At 75.3% G+C, this 19,772-nt stretch carries 16 protein-coding genes; 8 read left to right on the top strand and 8 right to left on the bottom strand.

Annotated features, from left to right (window positions below; genetic code table 11):
- Positions 1 to 5 precede the first annotated feature (5 nt).
- Complete coding sequence (locus tag V6U88_RS04145; protein WP_334449983.1) at positions 6 to 2,711, bottom strand: LuxR C-terminal-related transcriptional regulator; 2,706 nt, start codon at positions 2,709 to 2,711, stop codon at positions 6 to 8.
- 191 nt (positions 2,712 to 2,902) lie between these two features.
- On the opposite strand from V6U88_RS04145, the gene V6U88_RS04140 reads away from it, so the two are divergent.
- From V6U88_RS04140 to serS, 4 genes are all read left to right on the top strand, one after another.
- Complete coding sequence (locus tag V6U88_RS04140) at positions 2,903 to 3,331, top strand: hypothetical protein (protein ID WP_334450585.1); 429 nt, start codon at positions 2,903 to 2,905, stop codon at positions 3,329 to 3,331.
- Between the two features lie 69 nt (positions 3,332 to 3,400).
- Entirely contained in the window at positions 3,401 to 4,582 is a 1,182-nt protein-coding gene (locus V6U88_RS04135) for a saccharopine dehydrogenase family protein (RefSeq protein WP_334449982.1), read from the top strand.
- A gap of 69 nt (positions 4,583 to 4,651) precedes the next feature.
- Positions 4,652 to 5,761, top strand: a complete 1,110-nt coding sequence (locus V6U88_RS04130) for a DNA polymerase III subunit beta family protein (protein ID WP_334450584.1) — start codon at positions 4,652 to 4,654, stop codon at positions 5,759 to 5,761.
- A 190-nt stretch (positions 5,762 to 5,951) separates the two neighbouring features.
- On the top strand, positions 5,952 to 7,238 hold the full coding sequence (serS, locus tag V6U88_RS04125; RefSeq protein ID WP_334449981.1) for a serine--tRNA ligase: 1,287 nt from the start codon (positions 5,952 to 5,954) through the stop codon (positions 7,236 to 7,238).
- On the opposite strand, the gene V6U88_RS04120 is transcribed toward serS, so the two are convergent.
- Genes V6U88_RS04120 through V6U88_RS04105 form a run of 4 tightly spaced genes read right to left on the bottom strand, consistent with a single transcriptional unit; the run spans position 7,222 to position 11,823 of the window.
- Positions 7,222 to 8,142: a cytochrome c biogenesis CcdA family protein gene (locus V6U88_RS04120; RefSeq protein WP_334449979.1), complete on the bottom strand. Its 921-nt coding sequence runs from the start codon at positions 8,140 to 8,142 to the stop codon at positions 7,222 to 7,224. The two genes, serS and V6U88_RS04120, sit on opposite strands and share 17 nt — an antisense overlap.
- Complete coding sequence (locus V6U88_RS04115) at positions 8,143 to 8,778, bottom strand: TlpA family protein disulfide reductase (protein ID WP_334449978.1); 636 nt, start codon at positions 8,776 to 8,778, stop codon at positions 8,143 to 8,145.
- 25 nt (positions 8,779 to 8,803) lie between these two features.
- The gene (locus tag V6U88_RS04110) at positions 8,804 to 10,270 is read right to left on the bottom strand and encodes an NADH-ubiquinone oxidoreductase-F iron-sulfur binding region domain-containing protein (RefSeq protein ID WP_334449976.1); all 1,467 of its coding nucleotides are present in this window, start codon (positions 10,268 to 10,270) and stop codon (positions 8,804 to 8,806) included.
- Entirely contained in the window at positions 10,267 to 11,823 is a 1,557-nt protein-coding gene (locus V6U88_RS04105; RefSeq protein WP_334449974.1) for a hypothetical protein, read from the bottom strand. Before V6U88_RS04105 ends, V6U88_RS04110 begins: the two co-directional genes overlap by 4 nt.
- A 322-nt stretch (positions 11,824 to 12,145) precedes the next feature.
- Here V6U88_RS04105 and V6U88_RS04100 point away from each other — a divergent pair, with 322 nt between their 5' ends.
- From V6U88_RS04100 to V6U88_RS04085, 4 genes are all read left to right on the top strand, one after another.
- Positions 12,146 to 13,591 carry an alpha-amylase gene (locus V6U88_RS04100; protein WP_334449973.1) on the top strand — a complete coding sequence of 482 codons (1,446 nt, stop codon included), beginning with the start codon at positions 12,146 to 12,148 and terminating at the stop codon, positions 13,589 to 13,591.
- Positions 13,592 to 13,672: 81 nt separating this feature from the next.
- A complete protein-coding gene (locus V6U88_RS04095; RefSeq protein ID WP_334449972.1) occupies positions 13,673 to 14,581 on the top strand; it encodes a L,D-transpeptidase in 909 nt (302 codons plus the stop codon).
- Between the two features lie 145 nt (positions 14,582 to 14,726).
- A complete protein-coding gene (locus V6U88_RS04090; protein WP_334449971.1) occupies positions 14,727 to 15,578 on the top strand; it encodes an alpha/beta hydrolase in 852 nt (283 codons plus the stop codon).
- 39 nt (positions 15,579 to 15,617) lie between these two features.
- Positions 15,618 to 16,760 (top strand): site-2 protease family protein, encoded by a 1,143-nt coding sequence (locus V6U88_RS04085; RefSeq protein WP_334449969.1) that lies wholly within the window; start codon positions 15,618 to 15,620, stop codon positions 16,758 to 16,760.
- Here V6U88_RS04085 and V6U88_RS04080 read toward each other — a convergent pair.
- From V6U88_RS04080 to V6U88_RS04070, 3 genes are all read right to left on the bottom strand, one after another.
- Positions 16,757 to 17,623 (bottom strand): AraC family transcriptional regulator, encoded by an 867-nt coding sequence (locus V6U88_RS04080; protein WP_334449967.1) that lies wholly within the window; start codon positions 17,621 to 17,623, stop codon positions 16,757 to 16,759. The genes V6U88_RS04085 and V6U88_RS04080 overlap by 4 nt on opposite strands.
- A gap of 149 nt (positions 17,624 to 17,772) precedes the next feature.
- Positions 17,773 to 19,017 (bottom strand): FAD-binding protein, encoded by a 1,245-nt coding sequence (locus V6U88_RS04075; RefSeq protein ID WP_334449965.1) that lies wholly within the window; start codon positions 19,015 to 19,017, stop codon positions 17,773 to 17,775.
- On the bottom strand, positions 19,014 to 19,760 hold the full coding sequence (locus tag V6U88_RS04070) for a hypothetical protein (RefSeq protein ID WP_334449964.1): 747 nt from the start codon (positions 19,758 to 19,760) through the stop codon (positions 19,014 to 19,016). Before V6U88_RS04070 ends, V6U88_RS04075 begins: the two co-directional genes overlap by 4 nt.
- Positions 19,761 to 19,772 lie beyond the last annotated feature (12 nt).

Raw genomic sequence — 19,772 nt, 5'->3', positions numbered from 1 at the left:
ACGGGTCAGATCAGCCGCAGCTCGCGGGCCCGCCGCACCGCCTCGCGCCGGCGGGTCGCGTCGAGCTTGCGGTAGATGTTGCGGACGTGCGTCTTGACGGTGTTGACCGACAGGGACAGTTCGCTGGCGATCTCCACGTTGGACAGGATGCTCTGCAGGTAGCGCAGGATGGTCAGCTCCCGCTCGGTCAGCGGCTCGTCCAACGCCGACTCCGGCCCCGCCGCGCCCCGTTCGCCGGGCTCGTCGGCGCCCCGGACCAGGTCGCTCACCGTCGGCCAGTGCGCGGTGCCGGAGTCCAGGTGGGCGGCGAGCAGGTCGCGCACCACCGGCTCCGCCCGGGTGAACACCCGCCGGTGGCCCTCCGGACCGGCCAGGTCGAGCACCCGTTCCAGCAGCCGCCCCGCGCGCCGGACATCGCCGCCCCGGCGGGCCAGCACCGCCTCCAGCACTCCGGCCCCGAGGCGCACCGGCAGCGGCCAGTCCTCGGCGACCGGGGCGTCCCAGTCCGGCAGGGCGTAGCCGGCCGCCCGTACGTCGCCGGCCCGCAGCTCCGCCTGGGCGAGGGCCAGGGCCAGCGCCGGCGCCGGCTCGGGTGCCCGCGCCCGATCGGCGAGCAGCCCCCGGGCGGTGTCCACGTCGCCCTGCTCACCACGCAGGTCCGCCTCCAGCGCGAGCAGCCGGTCGGCGAGCTCCCCCGCGACGGACCGGGACGCCAGCTCCTCCCGGGCCCGCGCGACCAGTTGCGTCGCCGCCGCCGGCTCCCCCGCGTCGCGCAGCAGCCCGCCCCGGCACAGCGCCGCCGCGGCGGCGACCGTCGCGTCCCCGCCGGCCGGGCCGGTCAGCGCCAGGTGCGCGGTGGCCTCCTCGGGCTGGTCGCGGTGCAGCGCCACCAGGGCCAACGCCAGGTGGGCGTGGGCGCACTCGGTCCGGCTGGACCAGCCCTGGCAGGACGGCATCTCCAGCGCCCTCCGGGCGGTCCGCTCCGCCGCGCGCAGCTCCCCGGCGAGCGCGTGCAGCACCGCGTACCGCGCCGCGCAGACCAGCTCGGTGCGGGGCCGCCCGGCCCGGCGGGCGGCGTCGAGCGCCGCGCCGAAGCTCGCCGACGCCGCCGGCAGGTCGCCCTCGGCGAGGTCGACCAGGCCGAGTGCGGTGCCGGCCACCGCGCGCACGTCGGCGTCCTCACCGGTACGCGGGTCGTCGGTGTCCGGGCTGTCGACCTGCGCCGGGTCGCGGGTGGCGAGCAGTCGGGCGGCGGCGGCGCGTACCTCCCGGTGATCCCCGGCGAGCCGGGCCAGGGTGAGTTCCAACGCGGTGGCCAGCCGACGGAACCGGTCCCGGCGCGGCGCGGCCAGCGACCCGGCCGCCGCCACAGCCTCGCGCAGCCGGGCGGCGGCGGCTCCGCTGTCGCCCGCGTACGCCCGTTCGGCCGCGCCGGCCAGGGCCAGCTCCGGGTCGCGGCGGACCGCCTCGGGCGGCGGCGCCGGTGGCGGCGGGCCGGCGGCGGCCTCCGGGTCGTACGGGACCAGCTCCGGCCAGCCGGTGAGCAGCAGCTCGCTGGCCCGATCCCACTCGCCGGCGGCGAGCGCGTGGCGCAGCGCCTCGGCCGGGCGGTCGTGACCGGCGTACCAGCCCGCCGCCCGCCGGTGCAGATCGCGCCGCTCGTCCTCGCCCAGCCCGTCGAGCTCCTCGCGGAGCAGGTCGGCCAGGAGCGGGTGGGCCCGGTACCAGGGCGGCTCGCTGTCGTCGCGGTGCACGAAGCCGCTCTCCCGGGCCAGCCCGGCGAGCAACTGGCCGCCGTCACCCCGACCGGTCAGCGCGTCCGCCAGGTCGGCGCGGACCGCCGGCGCGACCGCCGCCCGCAGCAACAGGTCCCGCGCCGACGGCGGCAACCCGGCCAGCACCTCCGCCCGCAGGTACGCGGCGACGTCCGGCTGGTCGCCGCCGAACCGCTCGGCCCAGCGTTCCGGGTCGGCGCGATCCCCGGCGGCGAGCGCGGCGAACCGCAGCCCGGCCGGCCAGCCACCGGTCCGCTCCCGCAGCCGGGCGACCGCCGTGGCGGGCAGCGGTGCGCCGTGCGCGACCAGCAGGTCGGCGACCTCGTCTTCGGTGAAGGCCAGCTCGTCGGGGCCGATCTCGGTCAGCTCGCCCGCCAGCCGCAGCCGGTGCAGGGCCAGCGGCAGGTCGGTGCGCGCCCCGGCGACCAGGCGCAGCCGCCCGTCGGTGTGCCGCAGCAGGAACTCCAGCCCGGTCAGCGCGGCCGGGTCGGTGACCCGGTGCAGGTCGTCCAGGACCAGCAGCACCGGCCGCTCCCGGGCGGCCAGGCCGGCGGCGAGCAGCTCCAGCTGGTCGGGGCGGGGCGGGGTCGCCGGTACGGCCGGTTCCGCCGCCGGCTCCGCCACCCCGCGCAGCGCCGCCGCCAGGTACGCCCAGAGCCGCTCCCCGGTGTCACCATCCTCCACCTGCACCCACGCCGGCCCCGGTTCCGGCGCGGCACCCGCCCAGGCGGCGAGCAGGGTGGTCTTGCCCCAGCCGGCCGGTGCGCGGACCAGGGTGACCGGCCCGGCGACCCCGGCGTCCAGCCGGGAGATCAGCCGCGGCCGCAGCAGCACCGGCTCGGGCAGCGCGGGCGGAGCCAGCCGGGAGGCGAGCAGCGGCGGCGGGCCGGCCGACGCCTCGGCGATCCCGTTGCTGCTCAGCTGCCGCTGCGGCATGCACCCACCCCCGTCGACGCGTTCCTCCCCAGGTCGGCGGCGCTTACCCGGCCCGGCCGGGTTCACCCCTTCGGGGGGAGCACGGCTCACCCGGGCCACCCCGACCCTGGGCGTACACGGGCGACCGGCCGCGCGTGACCGGTCGCCCGTACCGCAACCGGCCCGGGCAGCGGGAGGGGCAGGTGGTACGGATGGGACGGCGGGTCGCGCTCACCCTCGTGGCGGCCACCGCGGGCGCGGCGGCGCTGCGCGCGCTGGTCGTACCCCGGAGGGGGAACTGGCCCCGCGCGGCCGGCGCCGACCCGCGGCCCGGCCGCTGGCAGGTGGTGACGGTCGACCGGCCACCGGCGGAGGTGCTGCCCGGCGGCGGGTGGCCGGAGCCGCTGCGCCCGCTGGACGGCGCGGTCGAGCTGCACCTGCGCCCGGCCCCCGGCGGGCGCGGCAGCGAACTGGCCGTCCGCCCGCTCGGCGGGGTGACGACCCTGCCCGGAATGGCGGCGCACCTGGTCGGCGACGACCCGGGCCTGTACCTGCGCGGCGTGCTGCGCCGGGTCAAGCAGCTCGCCGAGACCGGCGAGGTGCTGCGCGCGAACCGCTCGCCGCTGGAGGGTCCGGGATGAGCGCGCTCTGCCGGGAGGATCTTCGTTCCGCAGCGGTGAAAACGTCCTCGCGGGTGGCACACTCGGCGGATGCCTGACGACCGCCCGTACGACATCGTCCTGTTCGGCGCGACCGGCTTCACCGGTGGCCTGACCGCCGAGTACCTGGCCCGGCACGCCCCCGCCGGGCTGCGCTGGGCCCTCGCCGGGCGCAACCCGACCAAGCTGGCGGCGGTCCGCGACCGGCTCGCCGACATCGACCCGGCGCTGGTCGAGCTGCCGCTGCTCACCGCCGACGTCACCGACGCCGCGTCGCTGCAGATGGTCGCCGAGAGCGCCCGGGTGGTGGCCAGCACCGTCGGCCCGTACGTCCACCACGGGGAGCCGCTCGTGGCCGCGTGCGCCACCGCCGGCACCGACTACCTGGACATCACCGGCGAGCCGGAGTTCGTCGACCGGATGTACGTGCGACACCACGCCGAGGCGGTGCGCACCGGGGCCCGGCTGGTGCACGCCTGCGGCTTCGACTCGATCCCGCACGACCTGGGGACCTGGTACACCGTCAAGCAGCTCCCGTCGGACGGGCCGATCACGGTGGACGGCTTCGTCCGGGCGGGCGGGCGGTTCTCCGCCGGCACGTACCACTCGGCACTGACCGCGTTCTCCCGCACCGGCGAGACGAACCGGGCGGCGAAGGAGCGCAAGGCGGTCGAGCCCCGGCCGGAGGGGCGCCGGGTTCGCGCGGTGCCGGGCAGGGTGGGCCGGTCGAAGGAGATCGGCATGTGGGCGGTGCCGCTGCCCACCATCGACCCGCAGGTGGTCCGCCGGTCCGCGGCGGCCCGCCCGGAGTACGGCCCGGACTTCCGCTACCGGCACTTCGCCGCGGTGAAGCGACTGCCCACGGTGCTGGCCAGCGGGGTCGGGCTGGCCGGCCTGGTCGGCCTGGTGAAGCTGCCGCCGACCCGGCGCTGGCTGTTCGGCCGGCTCGCCTCCGGTCAGGGGCCGACCGCCGAGCAGCGGGCGAAGTCCTGGTTCCGGGTGCGCTTCCTCGGCTCCGGCGGGGGCCGGCGGGTGCTGACCGAGGTCTCCGGCGGCGACCCCGGATACGACGAGACGGCGAAGATGCTCGGCGAGTCGGCGCTCTGCCTGGCCTGCGACGATCTGCCGGCCACCGCGGGGCAGGTCACCCCGGTCACCGCGATGGGCGACGCGCTGCTGGACCGGCTGGTGAAGGCGGGCATCACGTTCCGGGTGCTGGACGCGCCGCGGTGAGCGCCGACCGCCCCGCCGCTTGACCCTCGACCTGGTTGAGACGACAGGATCACCGTCGTGGAGAGCGAGCTGCGCAGCATCGGTGAGCTGGCCCGGGCCAGCGGCCTGACGGTCAGCGCCCTGCGGTTCTACGACCGCTGCGGGGTGCTGACCCCGGCGCTGGTGGACCCGGTGACCGGCTACCGGTGGTACACCGACGAGCAGGTGGCCCCGGCACGGCTGGTCGCCGGCCTGCGCCGGGTCGGCATGCCGCTGACGGGGATCTCCGAGGCGCTGCGCCACCGGGCCGAGCCGGCGGTGGTGGGGCGGCTGCTCGACGCGCACCTGCGCCGGCTGGAGGACGGCCTGGCCGACGCCCGCCGCGAACTCTCCCGGATCCGTGCCCTGCTCGATCCCGAGGAGACCCCGATGACCACCCGTATCGTGCTGTCCCGCGTCGACCTGGCCGCCGCCGTCGACGCCGTCCGCTTCGCCGTCGGCGCCGACCCGGAGCTGCCGGTCCTGGCCGGTGTACTCCTCGACGTGGAGGCCGACGGCGTACGGCTGGTCGCCACCGACCGGCACCGCCTGGCGCTGGCGCGTACCCCCGGGCGGGTGGACGGCCCGGCGGTGCGCGCGCTGCTCCCGGTCGGCGCGGTGGACGAGATCCGCGCGCTGCTGGACACCGGCGCCGGGGCGACCCCCGAGGCGCACCTGAGCCTGGCCGGAGCCGAGGTGACGGTCAGCGTGGCGGGTCGGGCGGTCACCGCGACCGCCCTGCCGTACGACTTCCCCGACTACCGCCGGCTGCTGCACCGGGCGGCCGGCGAGGCCCCCGTCCGGCGGATCCCGGTCGACGCGCCCGCCCTGCGCGCGGCGCTGCGCGACGGCGGGGCGCCCACCGTCACCCGCGACCACGAGGGCGTGCCGCTGGCGGTGACCGTGCTCGGCCTCGACGAGCGGGACGGCCTGCGCCTGCTCGGCCCGGACGACCTGGCCGCGGGCCCGGACGGTGCCGCCGCCGCCATCAGCCCCGGCGAGCTGCGGGTCGGCGTGAACGGCGACTACCTGCTGGACGCGCTGGACGCCGCGGGCGGCCCGCAGCTGGTGCTGGAGCTGGACGGCCCGATCGCCCCGCTGGCGATCCGCCGCCCCGACGACGAGGACGCCTTCTCGATCCTGATGCCCATCCGGCTCTGACCTCGGCCCTGATCCTCGGCCCTGATCCTCGTCCGGCGCTGACCTGGCGGATCGCGCCGCCCGTCGGACGCCCTGCGGCGCCGGGAGGCCCGGCGGGGCGGCTCGTCCGGGCCGTACCGGCGGCGGGGAGGCGCGACGGTAGCATCTGGTGGTCTCACCTGACATCCCGGACGGAGGCGTACGGAGCAGCATGCTCGACATGGAGTTGATCCGGAAGGATCGCGAGGCGGTGGCGACCGCGCTGGCGAAGCGACTGGATCCCGCCGAGGTCAATCGGGTCCTGGACGAGATCCAGCGACTCGACCAGGAGCGCCGCGCCCTGATCACCGAGATCGACGCCGAGCGGCAGCGCCGCAAGGCGGAGGCCCGGGCGTACGCGGCGGCGAAGCGCGCCGGCGCCGAGCCGGAGGTCTCCGCGCCGGAGGCCGGCCGGAAGCAGCTCGCGGAGCTGGAGTCCGAGCTGGACGAGGTGCAGTCCCGGCTGCGCGGCACGATGAGCGAGCTGCCCAACATGCCCGCCGACGACGTGCTGCCCGGCGGCAAGGAAGCCAACCGGGTGGTGAAGACCTTCGGTGCGCCACCGGCGATCGAGAAGGTCCGCGACCACGTCGAGCTGAGCCGGATGCTGGGCCTGGTCGACCACGAGCGCGGGGTCAAGCTCGGCGGCTCGGGCTTCTGGATGTACACCGGCCTGGGTGCCCGGCTGGAGTGGGCCCTCATCAACTGGTTCATCGACGAGCACGTCAAGGCTGGCTACGAGTTCCTGCTCCCGCCGCACCTGCTGCTGGACACCGCCGGCTTCGCCGCCGGACAGTTCCCCAAGTTCTACGACGACGTCTACCACCTGGACCGGGAGTCCGCCCCGCGCGGGCAGTTCCTGCTGCCCACCTCGGAGACGGCGATCCTCGGGGCGTACCAGGACGAGATCCTGGACACCGGGAAGCTGCCGTTGAAGGCGTTCGCCTACACCCCGTGCTACCGCCGCGAGGCCGCCGGCTCGCACTCCGACGAGCGCGGCACCGTGCGCGGCCACCAGTTCAACAAGGTGGAGATCTTCCAGTTCTGCCTGCCGGAGCAGGCCGACACGGCGCTGGAGGCGATGCTCGCCCACGCCGAGAGCCTGGTCGAGAAGCTGGGCCTGCACTACCAGCGCACCCTGCTCTCCGCCGGTGACGCCAGCGCGTCGATGAAGAAGACCCTCGACATCGAGGTCTGGATGCCGAGCACCGGCAAGTACAAGGAGGTGTCGTCGGTCTCCTGGGCCGGCGACTACCAGGCCCGCCGGGCGGCCATCCGCTACCGCGAGCCGGGCGGCAAGCAGACCCGGTTCGTGCACACCCTCAACGGGTCGGCGCTGGCCACCAGCCGGCTCTTCCCGGCCATCCTGGAGCAGTTCCAGCAGCCCGACGGCTCGGTGCTGCTGCCGGAGGTGCTCCACGACCGGCTCGGCACCGACCGGCTCACGCCGAGCCGCTGACCGCCTCGACGTCGGCGGGGACCGGGTCTCCCGGTCCCCGCCGTCCGTCTCCGGTCGCCGGGTCGACCCGCTCCGCCGGCCGGGCGCGGCGCCGCGCCAGCACTGCCGCCGTCAGCAGGCCCACCAGCATCGCCGCGAGCACCGCCGGGCCGACCGCGTCCAGCGCGGTGACCAGCGCCCGCTGGACCCGGGCCGCGCCCACCACCACCGGATCACCGAACGCGTCGCGCCGGCCCTGCGCCAGCCGGACCTCGTACCAGCCGTACCAGGCGACGTAGCCGCCGGCGAGAAGCAGCACCAGCCCGCTGAGCCGGGGCACCCACGCGCCGGCGGCGCGCAGCCGGGCCACCACCGCACCGCGCAGCAGCGCCACCCCGAGCGCGGCCACCGCCGCCACCAGCCCCATCCCGATCGCGTACGCGACGAAGAGCGCCAGCCCGCGCAGCGTCGAGCCGGCCTGGAGGCTGGTCACCACGATCGCCAGGAACGGGGCGATGGTGCAGGTCAGCGAGGCCAGCGCGTACGCCATCCCGAACAGCGCCATGGACGCCCAGGAGCGGGTGAGCCGGGGCGCCCGGCCGGCGAGACCGCCGGGGGCAGGTAGCCGGCGGCCGGCGAGCAGCCAGCAGCCGAGCGCCAGCAGCCCCAGCCCGAGGGTGACCGTCAGCCAGGGCAGCCGGGGGCGCAGCCAACCGGCCAGCGGCGCCACGGCCATCCCGAACGCGCCGAAGACCACGACGTACCCGCAGGTCAGGCCGGCGGCGGCGGTGAGCGCGCGGCGGACCGGGCCACGTCCGTCGCCGGCGACCAGCAGCGACAGGTACGCCGGCAGCATCGCGAAGCCGCACGGGTTGACCGCGCCGAGCATGCCGGCGGTCAGCGCGAGCAGCAGCGGGGTCTGCATCTAGCCGGCCAGCGCGGCGACCCGGCGGGTCAGGTCCTCGCCGTCCAGGAAGCCCTGGTGGACGACCTTCCCGTCCCGGTCGATCACCAGGAAGGTGCTCTGTTCGACGACCTCGAAGCGGCGCCACAGCGCCCCGGCGCGGTCGTCGAGCTGTGGCGTGCCGGCCAGGTCGAACTCCTCGACGAAGTCCTTCATGGCCCGCTGCTCACCCAGGCCGGCCACCCCGACGATCGGCACGGTGTCGCGGTACTTCGGGGCGATCTCGGCCACCGTCCACGCCTGGCTGGCGCAGGTCGCGCACCACGGCGCCCAGAACCAGAGCACCACCGGCCGGCCGGCCAGGTCCGCCGCCGAGAAGGCCGTACCGTCCAGGGTCTTCGCGGTGAAGCGCAGCGTGTCGGGCACCCGGGCCGGGGCCGCCGGGCTCGCCGGGCCGGCCGGGGTGGGGCCGGTGGGCAGCGGCGAGGCGGTGGCCGCCGGGACGGCGACCTCGGCGGGCGGTCCGGCCGGCTCCGGGCCGACCGCGCAGCCGCCGGCGGCGGCGAGCAGGGCAGCGGCCAGCGTGACGCCGACGGCGGCCCGCCGGCCCACGCCGGGCGGTCGTCCACCCGGGTCGATCCTGGGGTACGACCGCATGGCGCGTCTCCTCTCGGTGGTGCTGCTACTCGGCCTTGGCCAGCCGCAGCGCGAGCTCGGGGCAGACCTTGACCGCCTTGAGCGCGCCCTCCTTGAGCCAGGTCGGCACGGGGGTGGACGGGAAGGCGGGGTATCCGTTGGCGTCCAGCCGGATGAAGTCGGGCACGACGTGCGCGCAGAGCCCGTGCCCGTCGCAGCGGGACCAGTCGAGGGTGAGCTTCTGCGGGTTGCCGTCGGGCGCGCCGGGCAGCCCCAGCACGCCCTTGACCCGCCGGCCGCAGCCGTCCCCGGTGGTGTGCAGGCGCAGGTCCTCGGCGAAGACCTCCATCGCCGACAGCGCGAACCGGGCCGTACCGTCGGGGTGGCTGCACGCGCCGCGCCCCTTGACGTCGCCGGCGGCGGCCCGGACGACCTCCACCGGCGCGCTGCCGGAGACCGCCAGGTCGATGGCGCGGGCCAGGTCGGGCAGCCCCATCTTGCACGGGCCGCACTGGCCGGCGGACTCGCCGGCGAGGTAGCGGACCACCTGCGCGGCCTCGCCGAGCGGGCAGGTGTCGTTGCTCAGCGGCACGATGATGCCGGCGCCGAGGGTGCCGCCGACCGCGGTGAGCCCCTTGCGGGACACCTCCGCCCGGTCCGCGGCCTCCTGGGTGATCCACTTGCCGTGGTAGCCGCCCATCAGGATGCCCGGTGAGTCCGGCACCTCGCACAGGTCGAGGATCTCCCGCAGCGGCGTGCCGGCGGCGCACTCCACCACGGCGGGGCGCTTCGCCGCGCCAGTCACGGTGAGCAGCAGGGTGCCGGGCTCGTCGTCGGTGCCGAGCGCCGCGTACTCGTACGGGCCGAGCCGGGCGGCGACCGCCAGCTGCGCGTACGTCTCGGCGTTGGAGAGCAGGGTGGGCAGGTTGTTCACGCCGGAGTCGCTGGAGCGCTTCTTGGTGCCGGGCGGGATGTGCGGCAGCCCGTTGATCCCGTTGACCAGCGCGCCGCCCTCGCCGGAGATGAACCGGTGCGGCACGGTGACGATGCTGGCCGGCACCGGCATCCGGCGCTCCTGGAGAGCCTCGGTGAGCGAGTCGCGGCCGATGCCGTGGTCGGACACCCCGATCACGATCTCCTCGGCGTCCAGCGCGTACGCGGCCAGCGCGGCGCCGTCGAGGATCAGGTGCGGCGCCCGGGTGAGCAGGACCTTGTCCTTCCAGCTCGCCGGCTCGCCCTCGCTGGCGTTGACCACCACCACGGCGGGCAGGTCCTGCCGCTCGCAGGACTCCAGCACCGCCTTGATCTTGCGGGCGAACGGGAAACCGGCCCCGCCCTTCCCCTTGAGCTGCACGCTCTCGGCCAGCCGGAGCAGGTTGGCCGGCTCCATCGGGCCGATCGGGCCGTGCACCTCCTCGTGCGCGACGAGGTCGAGCCGGCCGAACTCGGCGAACCCGGCGGTGAGCCGGGGCTCGCCGACACAGGCCACCGGGGGCACCTTGGTCCGCATCACTTCGCCTCACCCCGCAGCCCGGCCCAGTACGCCCCGTCCACCGCGTCCGCTTCGGCCCGCCGGCGGCGCCGACGGCTGTCGCCGGTGGCCTTCCGGGCGCGACGGGAGGCCAGGTCGACCAGGGTGGGGGTGTCGTCGACCGGCACCTCGTCCGGGACGTACCGGGCCGGCGGCCGCCAGTAGTCCGCCTCCTCCGGCACCTCGTCCTCGACGCTGTGCCGACCGGCGCCGCTGCGCGGCGTGGCGGAGATGGGCTCGGCCGACACCGGCAGCGAGTTCTCCCAGCGGCGCGGGCTGTCCCACGGCTCCTCGGGCTCCTCGGTGCGCCGGCGGGGCGGCGCGGAGTAGGACGCGGCGAGGTCGTCGTCGTCCCGCCGGGCACGGCGGCCGGTGGAGACCGGCGCCACGTCCTCCTCGTAGCGGGCGCGGCGACCGCCCGAGACCGGGGCGGTCTCCTCGTCGTACCGGGCGCGGCGGCCACCGGAGACCGGGGCCACGTCCTCGTCCCGGCGGCGGGTGCGCTCGGCGTCCCGGCGCCGCTCGGCGGGTTCCGCGCGGCGCGCGGCCGGCTCCAGGTCCTCCCGGCGGCGCGGCGGCGCGTCCTCGACGTCGCGGCGGGACCGGCCGCCCCGGACGGGCTCGCGCAGGGTGCCGGGCTCGGGCACCACCGGCACGGTGAACCGCTCGGGGTCGCGGCGTCGGGCGGTGCCGGTCGGCGCGCTCCAGGACGCGGTGGCGGTGGCCTCGGCCCACCCGCCCCGGGTGTCCTTCTCCTCCGCCTCGGCCTTGCGCCGCCCGAGCCCGGCGAGCCGGGTCCGGCCCTTGCCCTCCTCGGTCGCCGTGACGGCCATCGCCTTGTTGATCGCGGCGGCCTGTTGCTGCTCGCGGCTGCGCTTGCCGAGGTAGACGGAGAGCCGCACCATCAGCGCCACCACCACCAGCAGCACGCAGGCGAGGTAGCTCAGCGTCACCCAGGACGCCGCCGCCCGGCCGGCGTTGAGGCCGTGGACCAGCGCGAACGGCCAGGAGACGTACGCCATGGAGTGCAGGGCCCGCCAGAACCACTTCGGGCCGACGCCGGCGAAGCGGACCCGGATGATGCCGGTCCAGAAGACGCTCACCATGAGGAACGCGGCCACCGTGCCGAGCCCGACGTAGAGCCCGCGCCCGCCGATGAACGGCACCATGGCGTCGGTCGGTGCGGCCCGGCCGATGGCGATCTTGGTGATGACGTGGAAGACCAGCCCGGCCACGCCGAGCACGCCGGTGGCCCGGTGCGCGGACTGCAGCAGCACCCGGTGCCGGATCTGCAGCACCAGCCGGTCGGTGGCGAGCAGCCCCATCATCACGGTGAGGCTGAGCGCGACCAGGGCCACCACCCCGGCGAAGAACTCGGTGAAGAAGAAGCCGTACGCGTACATCGCCCCGCCGGCGCCGCTGAGTTCGAGTCCGGCCCACACCAGGGCGAGCGCGGACGCGATCAGCAGGGCCATCGCGGGTTTCGACGTGGTCCGTACCCCACGGCTGGTGGTGGTGGTCCGGACGGTCGTCACCTTCTGGTTCTGCTTTGCCCGGCCCATCTGCTCCTCGATCGCGACTCACGGCGGCACCACCACCGGCCGACCTGCTCCTTCCTCCAGTACGGACGTCCGGGCCGTACGGATCAGTGTGGGTGGCGAATTTCTCCGGCGATCCGTCGAACCGGGGCGGCCCGGGACGCGTGTAGCGCCCAGCGCAACGACGCATCTCCATCCATTGACAGCATTTGCAACACGCTTGTAACCTTGCCGAAAATTTTCAGCCTGACTGCAAGAAGCCGTCAGCTGAAACTCCCTCCCCGCGTCGCCACCGTCCCCCGACCCCCAGGGAGTACCGATGCATCGACGTCGATGCCGCGCGGCGGTCCTCGCCCTCGGCGTGATCGCCAGCCTGCTCGTACCCACCACCGTGGCGGCACCCCCGGCCGCCGCGGCACCGTCCGGCGCCCGGAACGTCATCGTCCAGCTCTTCGAGTGGAACTGGCCGTCGGTGGCCAGCGAGTGCACCAACGTGCTGGGCCCCAAGGGCTACGGCTACGTCCAGGTCTCCCCGCCCCAGGAGCACGTACGGGGCAACCAGTGGTGGCTGGCCTACCAGCCGGTCAGCTACCGGATCGAGTCGCGCAAGGGCACCCGGGCGCAGTTCCAGTCGATGGTGAACACCTGCCACGCCGCCGGGGTGAAGGTCATCGTCGACGCGGTGATCAACCACATGTCCGGCCAGGACACCCCCGGCACCGGCTGGGCCGGCTCGTCCTACAGCCACTACGACTACCCGGGCATCTACCAGACCCAGGACTTCCACCACTGCGGCCGCAACGGCGGCGACGACATCGCCAACTACAACGACCGGTACGAGGTGCAGAACTGCGAGCTGGTCAACCTCTCCGACCTGAAGACCGAGTCCGACTACGTCCGGTCGAAGATCGCGGCGTACCTCAACGACCTGCTCTCCCTCGGGGTGGACGGCTTCCGGCTGGACGCCAGCAAGCACATGCCGGCCGCAGACATCGCCGCCATCAAGGGCAAGCTCTCCCGCTCGACGTACCTGGTGCAGGAGGTCATCTACGGCGCCGGTGAGCCGATCGGCCCGGGTGAGTACACCGGCAACGGCGACGTGCACGAGTTCCGGTACGGCAAGGACCTGGCCCGGATGTTCAACAACGAGCGGCTGGCGTACCTGCGCAACTTCGGCGAGGCGTGGGGCTACCTGCCCAGCGGCTCGGCCGGGGTGTTCGTCGACAACCACGACACCCAGCGCGACGGCAACGTGCTGACCTACCGCAACGGGGCCGCCTACGCGCTGGCCAACGCGTTCATGCTGGCCTGGCCGTACGGCGCCCCGACGGTGATGTCCAGCTACACCTTCAGCTCCCGCGACCAGGGCCCGCCCTCGGACGCCGGCAACAAGACCTTGAACACCACCTGCTACTCCGGCTGGCAGTGCGAGCACCGCTGGCGGGTCGTCGCCAACATGGTCGGCTTCCACAACGCCACCCAGGGCACCGCCGTCGCCAACTGGTACGACAACGGCTACCAGCACATCGCCTTCAGCCGGGCCGGCAAGGGGTACCTGACCATCAACGACGAGGGCTCGGCGATCAACGGCCGGTCCTACTACACCGGGCTGCCCGCCGGCCGGTACTGCGACGTGATCCACGGCGACTTCGCCAACGGCTCGTGCTCCGGACCGGTGATCACGGTCGACTCCAACGGCTGGTTCGCGGCCAACGTCCCGGCCCACGACGCGATCGCCATCCACGTCGGCGCCAAGCTGTCCTGACCGCTCCCGGGAGGGCTCCCGTCCGGCGCATTTTCCGCCGGGCGGGAGCCCTTCGCCCTTTATGTCGCTTAGAGTGATTTCGTGCTCTTTGACCGATTGACATCCCGCTTCGGCCTCGCGTGGCTGGGCGCCGCGTTCGGCGTACCGGCGCTGCTCGCGCTCGCGCTGCTGGTCAACTCGGCGCTGCACCACGACGGAACGCCCACGCCGAGCCGCGCCCTGCCGGCCGGCCCCACCGCCGAGCCCACCGTCGAGCCGACGCCCGAGGAGACGGTACCCGTCGCGGCACCCGCCCCGGCCGGCCTCCCGGTGGTCGACTACGACCCGGCGCCCGCCGGCTTCCCCTCCGACCCGCGCCCGCACGACACCACGCCGCTGACCGAGGGGCTGACGCCGACGAGGCGGATCGCCGCGTACGACGCCCCGGGCGGACGCCCGCTGGCCCTGCTCGCCCCGACCATCAGCGGCGTGGAGGTGACGATGCCGGTGGTGCAGCGCCGGACGGGCTGGACGGCGGTGCTGCTGCCGTCGGCGAACCGGCGGATCGCCTGGCTGCCGGAGGGCGGCTGGAGCACCGTCGTACTGCGCGACCAGATCGTGGTGGAGCGCCGGGCGCACCGGCTGACCTGGTACCGGCACGGCCAGGCCACCAAGTCCTGGCCGGTCAGCCTCGGCATGCCGGGTCAGTCCACCCCGCTCGGCCGGACCTTCGTCCTCGGCCGCACCCCGCCGCCCGAGGCGGTGTACGGCGGCGTCGACATCTTCGCCCTCGGCTCGATCCCCGACGACCCCGACGCGGTGCCTCCGGGCCTGCGCGGCGCGCACATCGGCCTGCACAGCTGGCACAACGACGACACGCTCGGCCAGGACGTCACCAACGGCTGCATCCGGCTGACCCGCAGCGCCCAGCGGGAACTGCTCGCCGAGGTGCCCCCCGGTACGCCGTTCGTGGTGGTCGACGCGCTGCCCACCCCACCACCCACCGCCTGACCACCCGCGGGCGCAACCCGCGGCGCCGGGGCGTGACCCGTGATGGCCCCCGCGGAACGCGCAGATGTGAGCCTCGCCGGTTCCGGTGGCGTCTGGCGGGTATGCCGCCGGGTCCGCACACACCGGCAGCCGGGGAGGTACGCCAATGGGCACCGCGCCGACCGGACGGGTCGACACGATCGTGCTGATCCACGGCCTCTGGATGACGTCGCGCAGTTGGGAACGCTGGGCGGGGCGCTACCGCTCCCTCGGATTCCGCGTGCTCACCCCCGCCTGGCCGGGGATGGAGGCGGAGGTGCAGGCGCTGCGCGACGATCCCGCCCCGATCGCCGGGCTGACCCTGGGTCAGGTCGTCGACCACCACGCGGCGCTGGTCCGGGAGCTGCCGAACCCGCCACTGATCATGGGGCATTCGTTCGGCGGGCTGGTCGCCCAGGTGCTGCTCGACCGGGGGCTCGGCGCGGCCGGGGTGGCGATCGCCCCGACGGCGCCCAAGGGCGTGGTCCGGCTGCCGGTGAGCACCCTGCGGTCGGCGTACCCGGTGCTGCGCAGCCCCGCCAACCGGCACAAGGCCGTGCCGATCACGCCCGACGAGTTCCGGTACGCCTTCGGCAACACCCTCACCCGGGAGGAGTCCGACCGGGCCTGGCAGCGGTACGCCGTGCCGGCGGCCGGGCACGTGCTCTTCGAGGGGGCGTTCGCCAACCTCGACCCCCACTCCGCCGCGCGGGTGGACAACAGCCGGGACGACCGGGCGCCGCTGCTGCTGATCGCCGGCGGCGAGGACCACGTGTCGCCGCCGGCCCTGGTCAAGTCGAACGCCACGCTCTACCGCAGGTCCCGGGCGGTCACCGACTACCAGGAGTTCCCCGGGCGGTCGCACTTCACCGTCGGCGAGCCGGGCTGGGAGAAGGTGGCCGACCGCGCGCTGGACTGGGCGGTGGAGATGGCCACGACCCGCTCACCGGCGATCGTCGGCGACACGCCCCGCTGGTGACCCGGGCATGGGACGGCGTCGGCGGGGTATGACGCAGCCATGAGGGCGAGCTTCCGGCTTGGCCGGATCGCGGGGGTACCCGTCGGGGTCAACTGGAGCGTCCTGGTCATCTTCCTGCTGATCGCCTGGGGGCTGTCGGCCAACCAGTTCCCCGAGGCGTACCCGGGCCGTTCCACGGCCGCGTACGTCCTGGCCGGGCTGGCCGCCGCGGTGGTCTTCTTCCTCGGCCTGCTCGCCCACGAGGTCTCCCACGCGGTCGTCGCCAAGCGCAACGGCCTGCACGTCGAGGGGATCACGCTGTGGCTCTTCGGCGGCGTCGCCGAGCTGCGCGGCGAGGCGAAGAACCCGGGGGCGGAGCTGCGCATCGCCGGGGTCGGGCCGCTGGTCAGCCTGCTGATCGGGCTCTTCTTCGGCGCCATCGCGATGGTGCTCGCGCTGGCCGGGCAGACCGGCCTGCTGCTCGGCTCGCTGGCCTGGCTGGCCGGCATCAACGTCCTGCTGGCGATCTTCAACGTGCTGCCGGCCGCGCCGCTGGACGGCGGGCGGCTGCTGCGCGCGGCGGTCTGGAAGGCCACCGGCGACCGGACGAAGGCCTCCGTGGTGGCCGCCCGGGCCGGCTGGGTCCTCGGGGCGCTGCTGATCGGCCTCGGGCTGATCCAGTTCCCGACCGGTTTCGGGGTGGGCGGGCTCTGGCTGGCGCTGATCGGCTGGTTCCTGATCGGCGCGGCCGGCATGGAGGAACGCCAGGCCCGGATGGGCAGCGCCCTGCACGGGGTCCGGGTGAGCGACGTGATGACGCCGCAGCCGCAGACCGCCTCGGCGGAGATGACGGTGGCCGACTTCGTGGACCACTACCTGTTCGCGTACCGGCATTCGACGCTGCCGCTGACCGAGGACGGCCGGCCGGTCGGCCTGGTCACCCTCGACCGGGTACGCGGCATTCCGGCCGACCGGCGGGGCAGCACCACGCTGGCCGAGGTCTCCTGCCGGGCCGACGACCTGGTGCTCGCCCGGCCGGAGGAGCAGCTCAACGACCTGCTCCCCCGGCTCAGCGAGTGCGCCGACGGCCGCGCGCTGGTGGTCACCGACCAGCGGCTGGTCGGCATCGTCTCGCCCAGCGACATCAGCCGCGCGGTGCAGCGCGGCAGCCTGCGCGACCAGATGGCCGGCAGCCGGCACTAGGCCCCCGCCCGCTCCACCGGAATCCACAGCTCGGCGTCCACCTGCCTGCCGTCCGCCGAGATCCGGTTCCGGGAGATCTCCGGCCCGGGCCGGCTGCGGTACGCGTTCGACGGGAACCACTGGGTGAACACGTCGCGCCACAGCTCCTGCACCGCGGCCGGGAACTCGCCGGAGGTCTCGAAGACCGCCCACGTCCCCGCCGGCACGGTCGTCGCGTCCAGGTCGGCCGGGGCGTCCGCGCCGGTGACCACCCCGTGCCAGTAATCCAGCTCGGTGCCCTCGGCCCGGTCGTCGGCCACCTTGTCGCTGACGTTGACGATCCCCGCCGGCTCCTGGTCCGACAGGGCCGCGATCCGGGCCACGGTCTCCTTCGGGATGCCCCGGATGAACTCCACGATCGCCGGGTTCATCCCCTGGTGCACCAGGGGCACCCGGGCCCGCCGACCCACCAGCCGGAACTCCGGCTTCTCCACCACGCGATAGCGCATGCTGCCACTCCCTTCGACGACGAGGCGGAAGGACAACCGCTGCTGCGAGCGCAGCGCCGCGCCGGTCCGCCGGGCCTCGCCGGGCCCGACGCCGTGCAGCGCGCGGAACGCCCGGGTGAACGCCTCGGTCGAGCCGTACCCGTAGCGGACCGCGATGTCGAGCAACGTCCGCTCGCCGGCCGTCACCTCGGCCGCCGCCACCGTGAGCCGCCGGCGGCGGACGTACTCGGACAGCGGCATCCCGGCCAGCGCGGAGAACATCCGCCGCAGGTGGTACTCCGACGTGAGCGCGATCCGCGCCAGGTCGGCCACCTCGATCCGCTGGTCGAGGTGCCGCTCGATGTGGGCCATCGCCTCGTTCAGTCGCTCCAGCACCCGGTCTCCTTCCCGATGCCCCGACGCTAGGCCGACGGGTGGGCGCCCGACCCGACATCCGGTGCCCGCTCCGGTCGGGTCGGTCGTCCGCCGGGTCGGCCCCGACCGCGCGGCCCGGCGGGCAGCGCACCGGCTCGGCGCCAGCGGGGTCAGCGCGGAAAGTAGCGGTCGAGCAGGTCGGTGCGGAACTTCCCGCCCGGGTCCAGCTCCGCCAGCAGGGCCGCGAAGTCGGCGTACCGGGGGAACGCGGCGGCGACGGAGGACGGGTCGAGGGTGAACACCTTGCCCCAGTGCGGGCGGGGCGCGAAGGGGGCCAGCCGCTGCTCCACCTCGGCCACCACCGGCAGCACCGCCGCCGGGTCGGCGACCCAGGTGAAGTGGACGGCCAGGCTGTCGCGCCCCTGGTTGGGGCTGAGCCAGAGGTCGTCGGCGGCGACCGTACGCAGCTCGCAGACCTGGAGCACGGCGGCGATCCGGTCCCGCATTCCGTCCAGCGCGGCCAGCGCCCCGGCCGCCGCGGCCCGGGGCAGGTGGTACTCGGACTGGAGTTCGTCGCCGCTGCTCGGGGTGAAGCCGAACCGGAAGTGCGGCAGCCGCTCGTACCACGGGCCGGGCTCGCCGAGCTGGGCGGTGCAGTGCACCGGGTCCATCCCGGGCACCGGGTGCTGCGGGGCGTCGGCGGCGGTGGTGCCGAGCCAGTCCGCCGGGGGCGGCGGCTGGTCGGCGAGCTGCTTGCGCCAGACCTGGTCGATCCCGGACGACCGCCAGGAGGTGAACCCGCTGACGCTGTACGCCGAGGCGAACGCCGCGTCGAGCCGGTCGACGGGCAGGTCGTGACGGACGTACTGGCGGATCGTGAAGGTCGGCACCACGTCCAGGGTGACCCGGGTGACGACGCCGAGCGCGCCGAGCGACACCACCATGCCGGCGAACCGGTCGCCGTCGGCCCGGCTCACGGTGAGCAGGTCACCGTCGGCGGTGACCAGTTCCAGCGCGGCCACCGCGGCGGCCAGGTTGCGGTGGCCGTCGCCGGAGCCGTGGGTGCCGGTGGCCACCGAACCGGCCACCGCGATGTGCGGCAGGGAGGCCAGGTTGCCCAGCGCCAGCCCTTCGGCGTGCAGCCGGGTCGCCACGTCCCCGTACCGCAGGGCGGCGGCGACGGTGACCGTGCCGCGCTCCCGGTCCACCTCGACGGTGGGCGGCAGGCCGGCCAGCGAGACCAGGTCGCCGGTGGTGTCGCCGAGCCGGTTGAAGGAGTGCCCGGTGCCGACCGCCCGGATCCGCTCGCTGCCGGCCACCAGCCGGCGCAGCTCGTCCAGGCTGGACGGCCGGTGGAAGCGGCGGGCGGCGTACGCGACGTTGCCGGCCCAGTTGCGGCAGGGTGCCTCCGTCACGAGGCGTCCCGGTCGGCGGCCTCGTCGGCCAGCGCCAGGCCGAGGGCGTCCAGCGCCTCGTCCACCTGCAGCGTGCTGTAACCACGCAGGTCGACCGGCAGACCGGCCTGCCGGGCCCGGGCGATCTCGGACCCGGCCGCCCGGCGCCGCGCCGGGTCGCCCGAGGCGAGCGCCGCCTGCCCCTGCCGGATCAGCGCGTCGACCACGTCGACCCGGTAGCCGCGCAGGCCGACGGCGAAGTCGGGGTCGGGGAACGCGCCGGCGTGCAGCGCGCGGGCGTCGAGGAAGCGGTCTCCGGCGTACCGGGCCAGCGCTGCCGCGATCTCCGCCGACGACTCCCGGATCCCGGCGAGGTCGAGCAGGACGACCGCCGGACGCTCGTCGAGCGGGTGCCGGGCATCCAGCGTGCCCAGGTCCGTACCGGTGGCCGGCACGGCGAGCAGCCGCGGCGCGGCCGGTACGCCCGAGCGGGGCGCCGGCTGGTCGAGCACCACCGCGGCCAACTCCGGCCAGCGGACGGTCCGGCGCAGGCCCGGACGCCGGACGGTCAGCCCGTCGTCGTCGACGACGAACCGGAACGGCCGCAGCGCGCCGACCAGCACCACGCCGCCGAGCGCGATCCCACCGACGGCCACCAGAGTCCGCAGCAGCCCACCGCCGTCACCGACGGTCAGCAGCACCGCCCCGGCCAGGATGCAGATCGCCGGCAGCAGCAGCCGGCCCGTCCTGCGGTGCAGTTCCACGTCGTACCCCCG

It is taken from the genome of Micromonospora sp. CPCC 205739, assembly GCF_036906795.1.
Taxonomy (GTDB): Bacteria; Actinomycetota; Actinomycetes; order Mycobacteriales; family Micromonosporaceae; genus Micromonospora.
The sequence above is the reverse complement of the archived record's forward strand: the minus strand, read 5'-3'. Positions and strand labels throughout refer to the sequence as shown.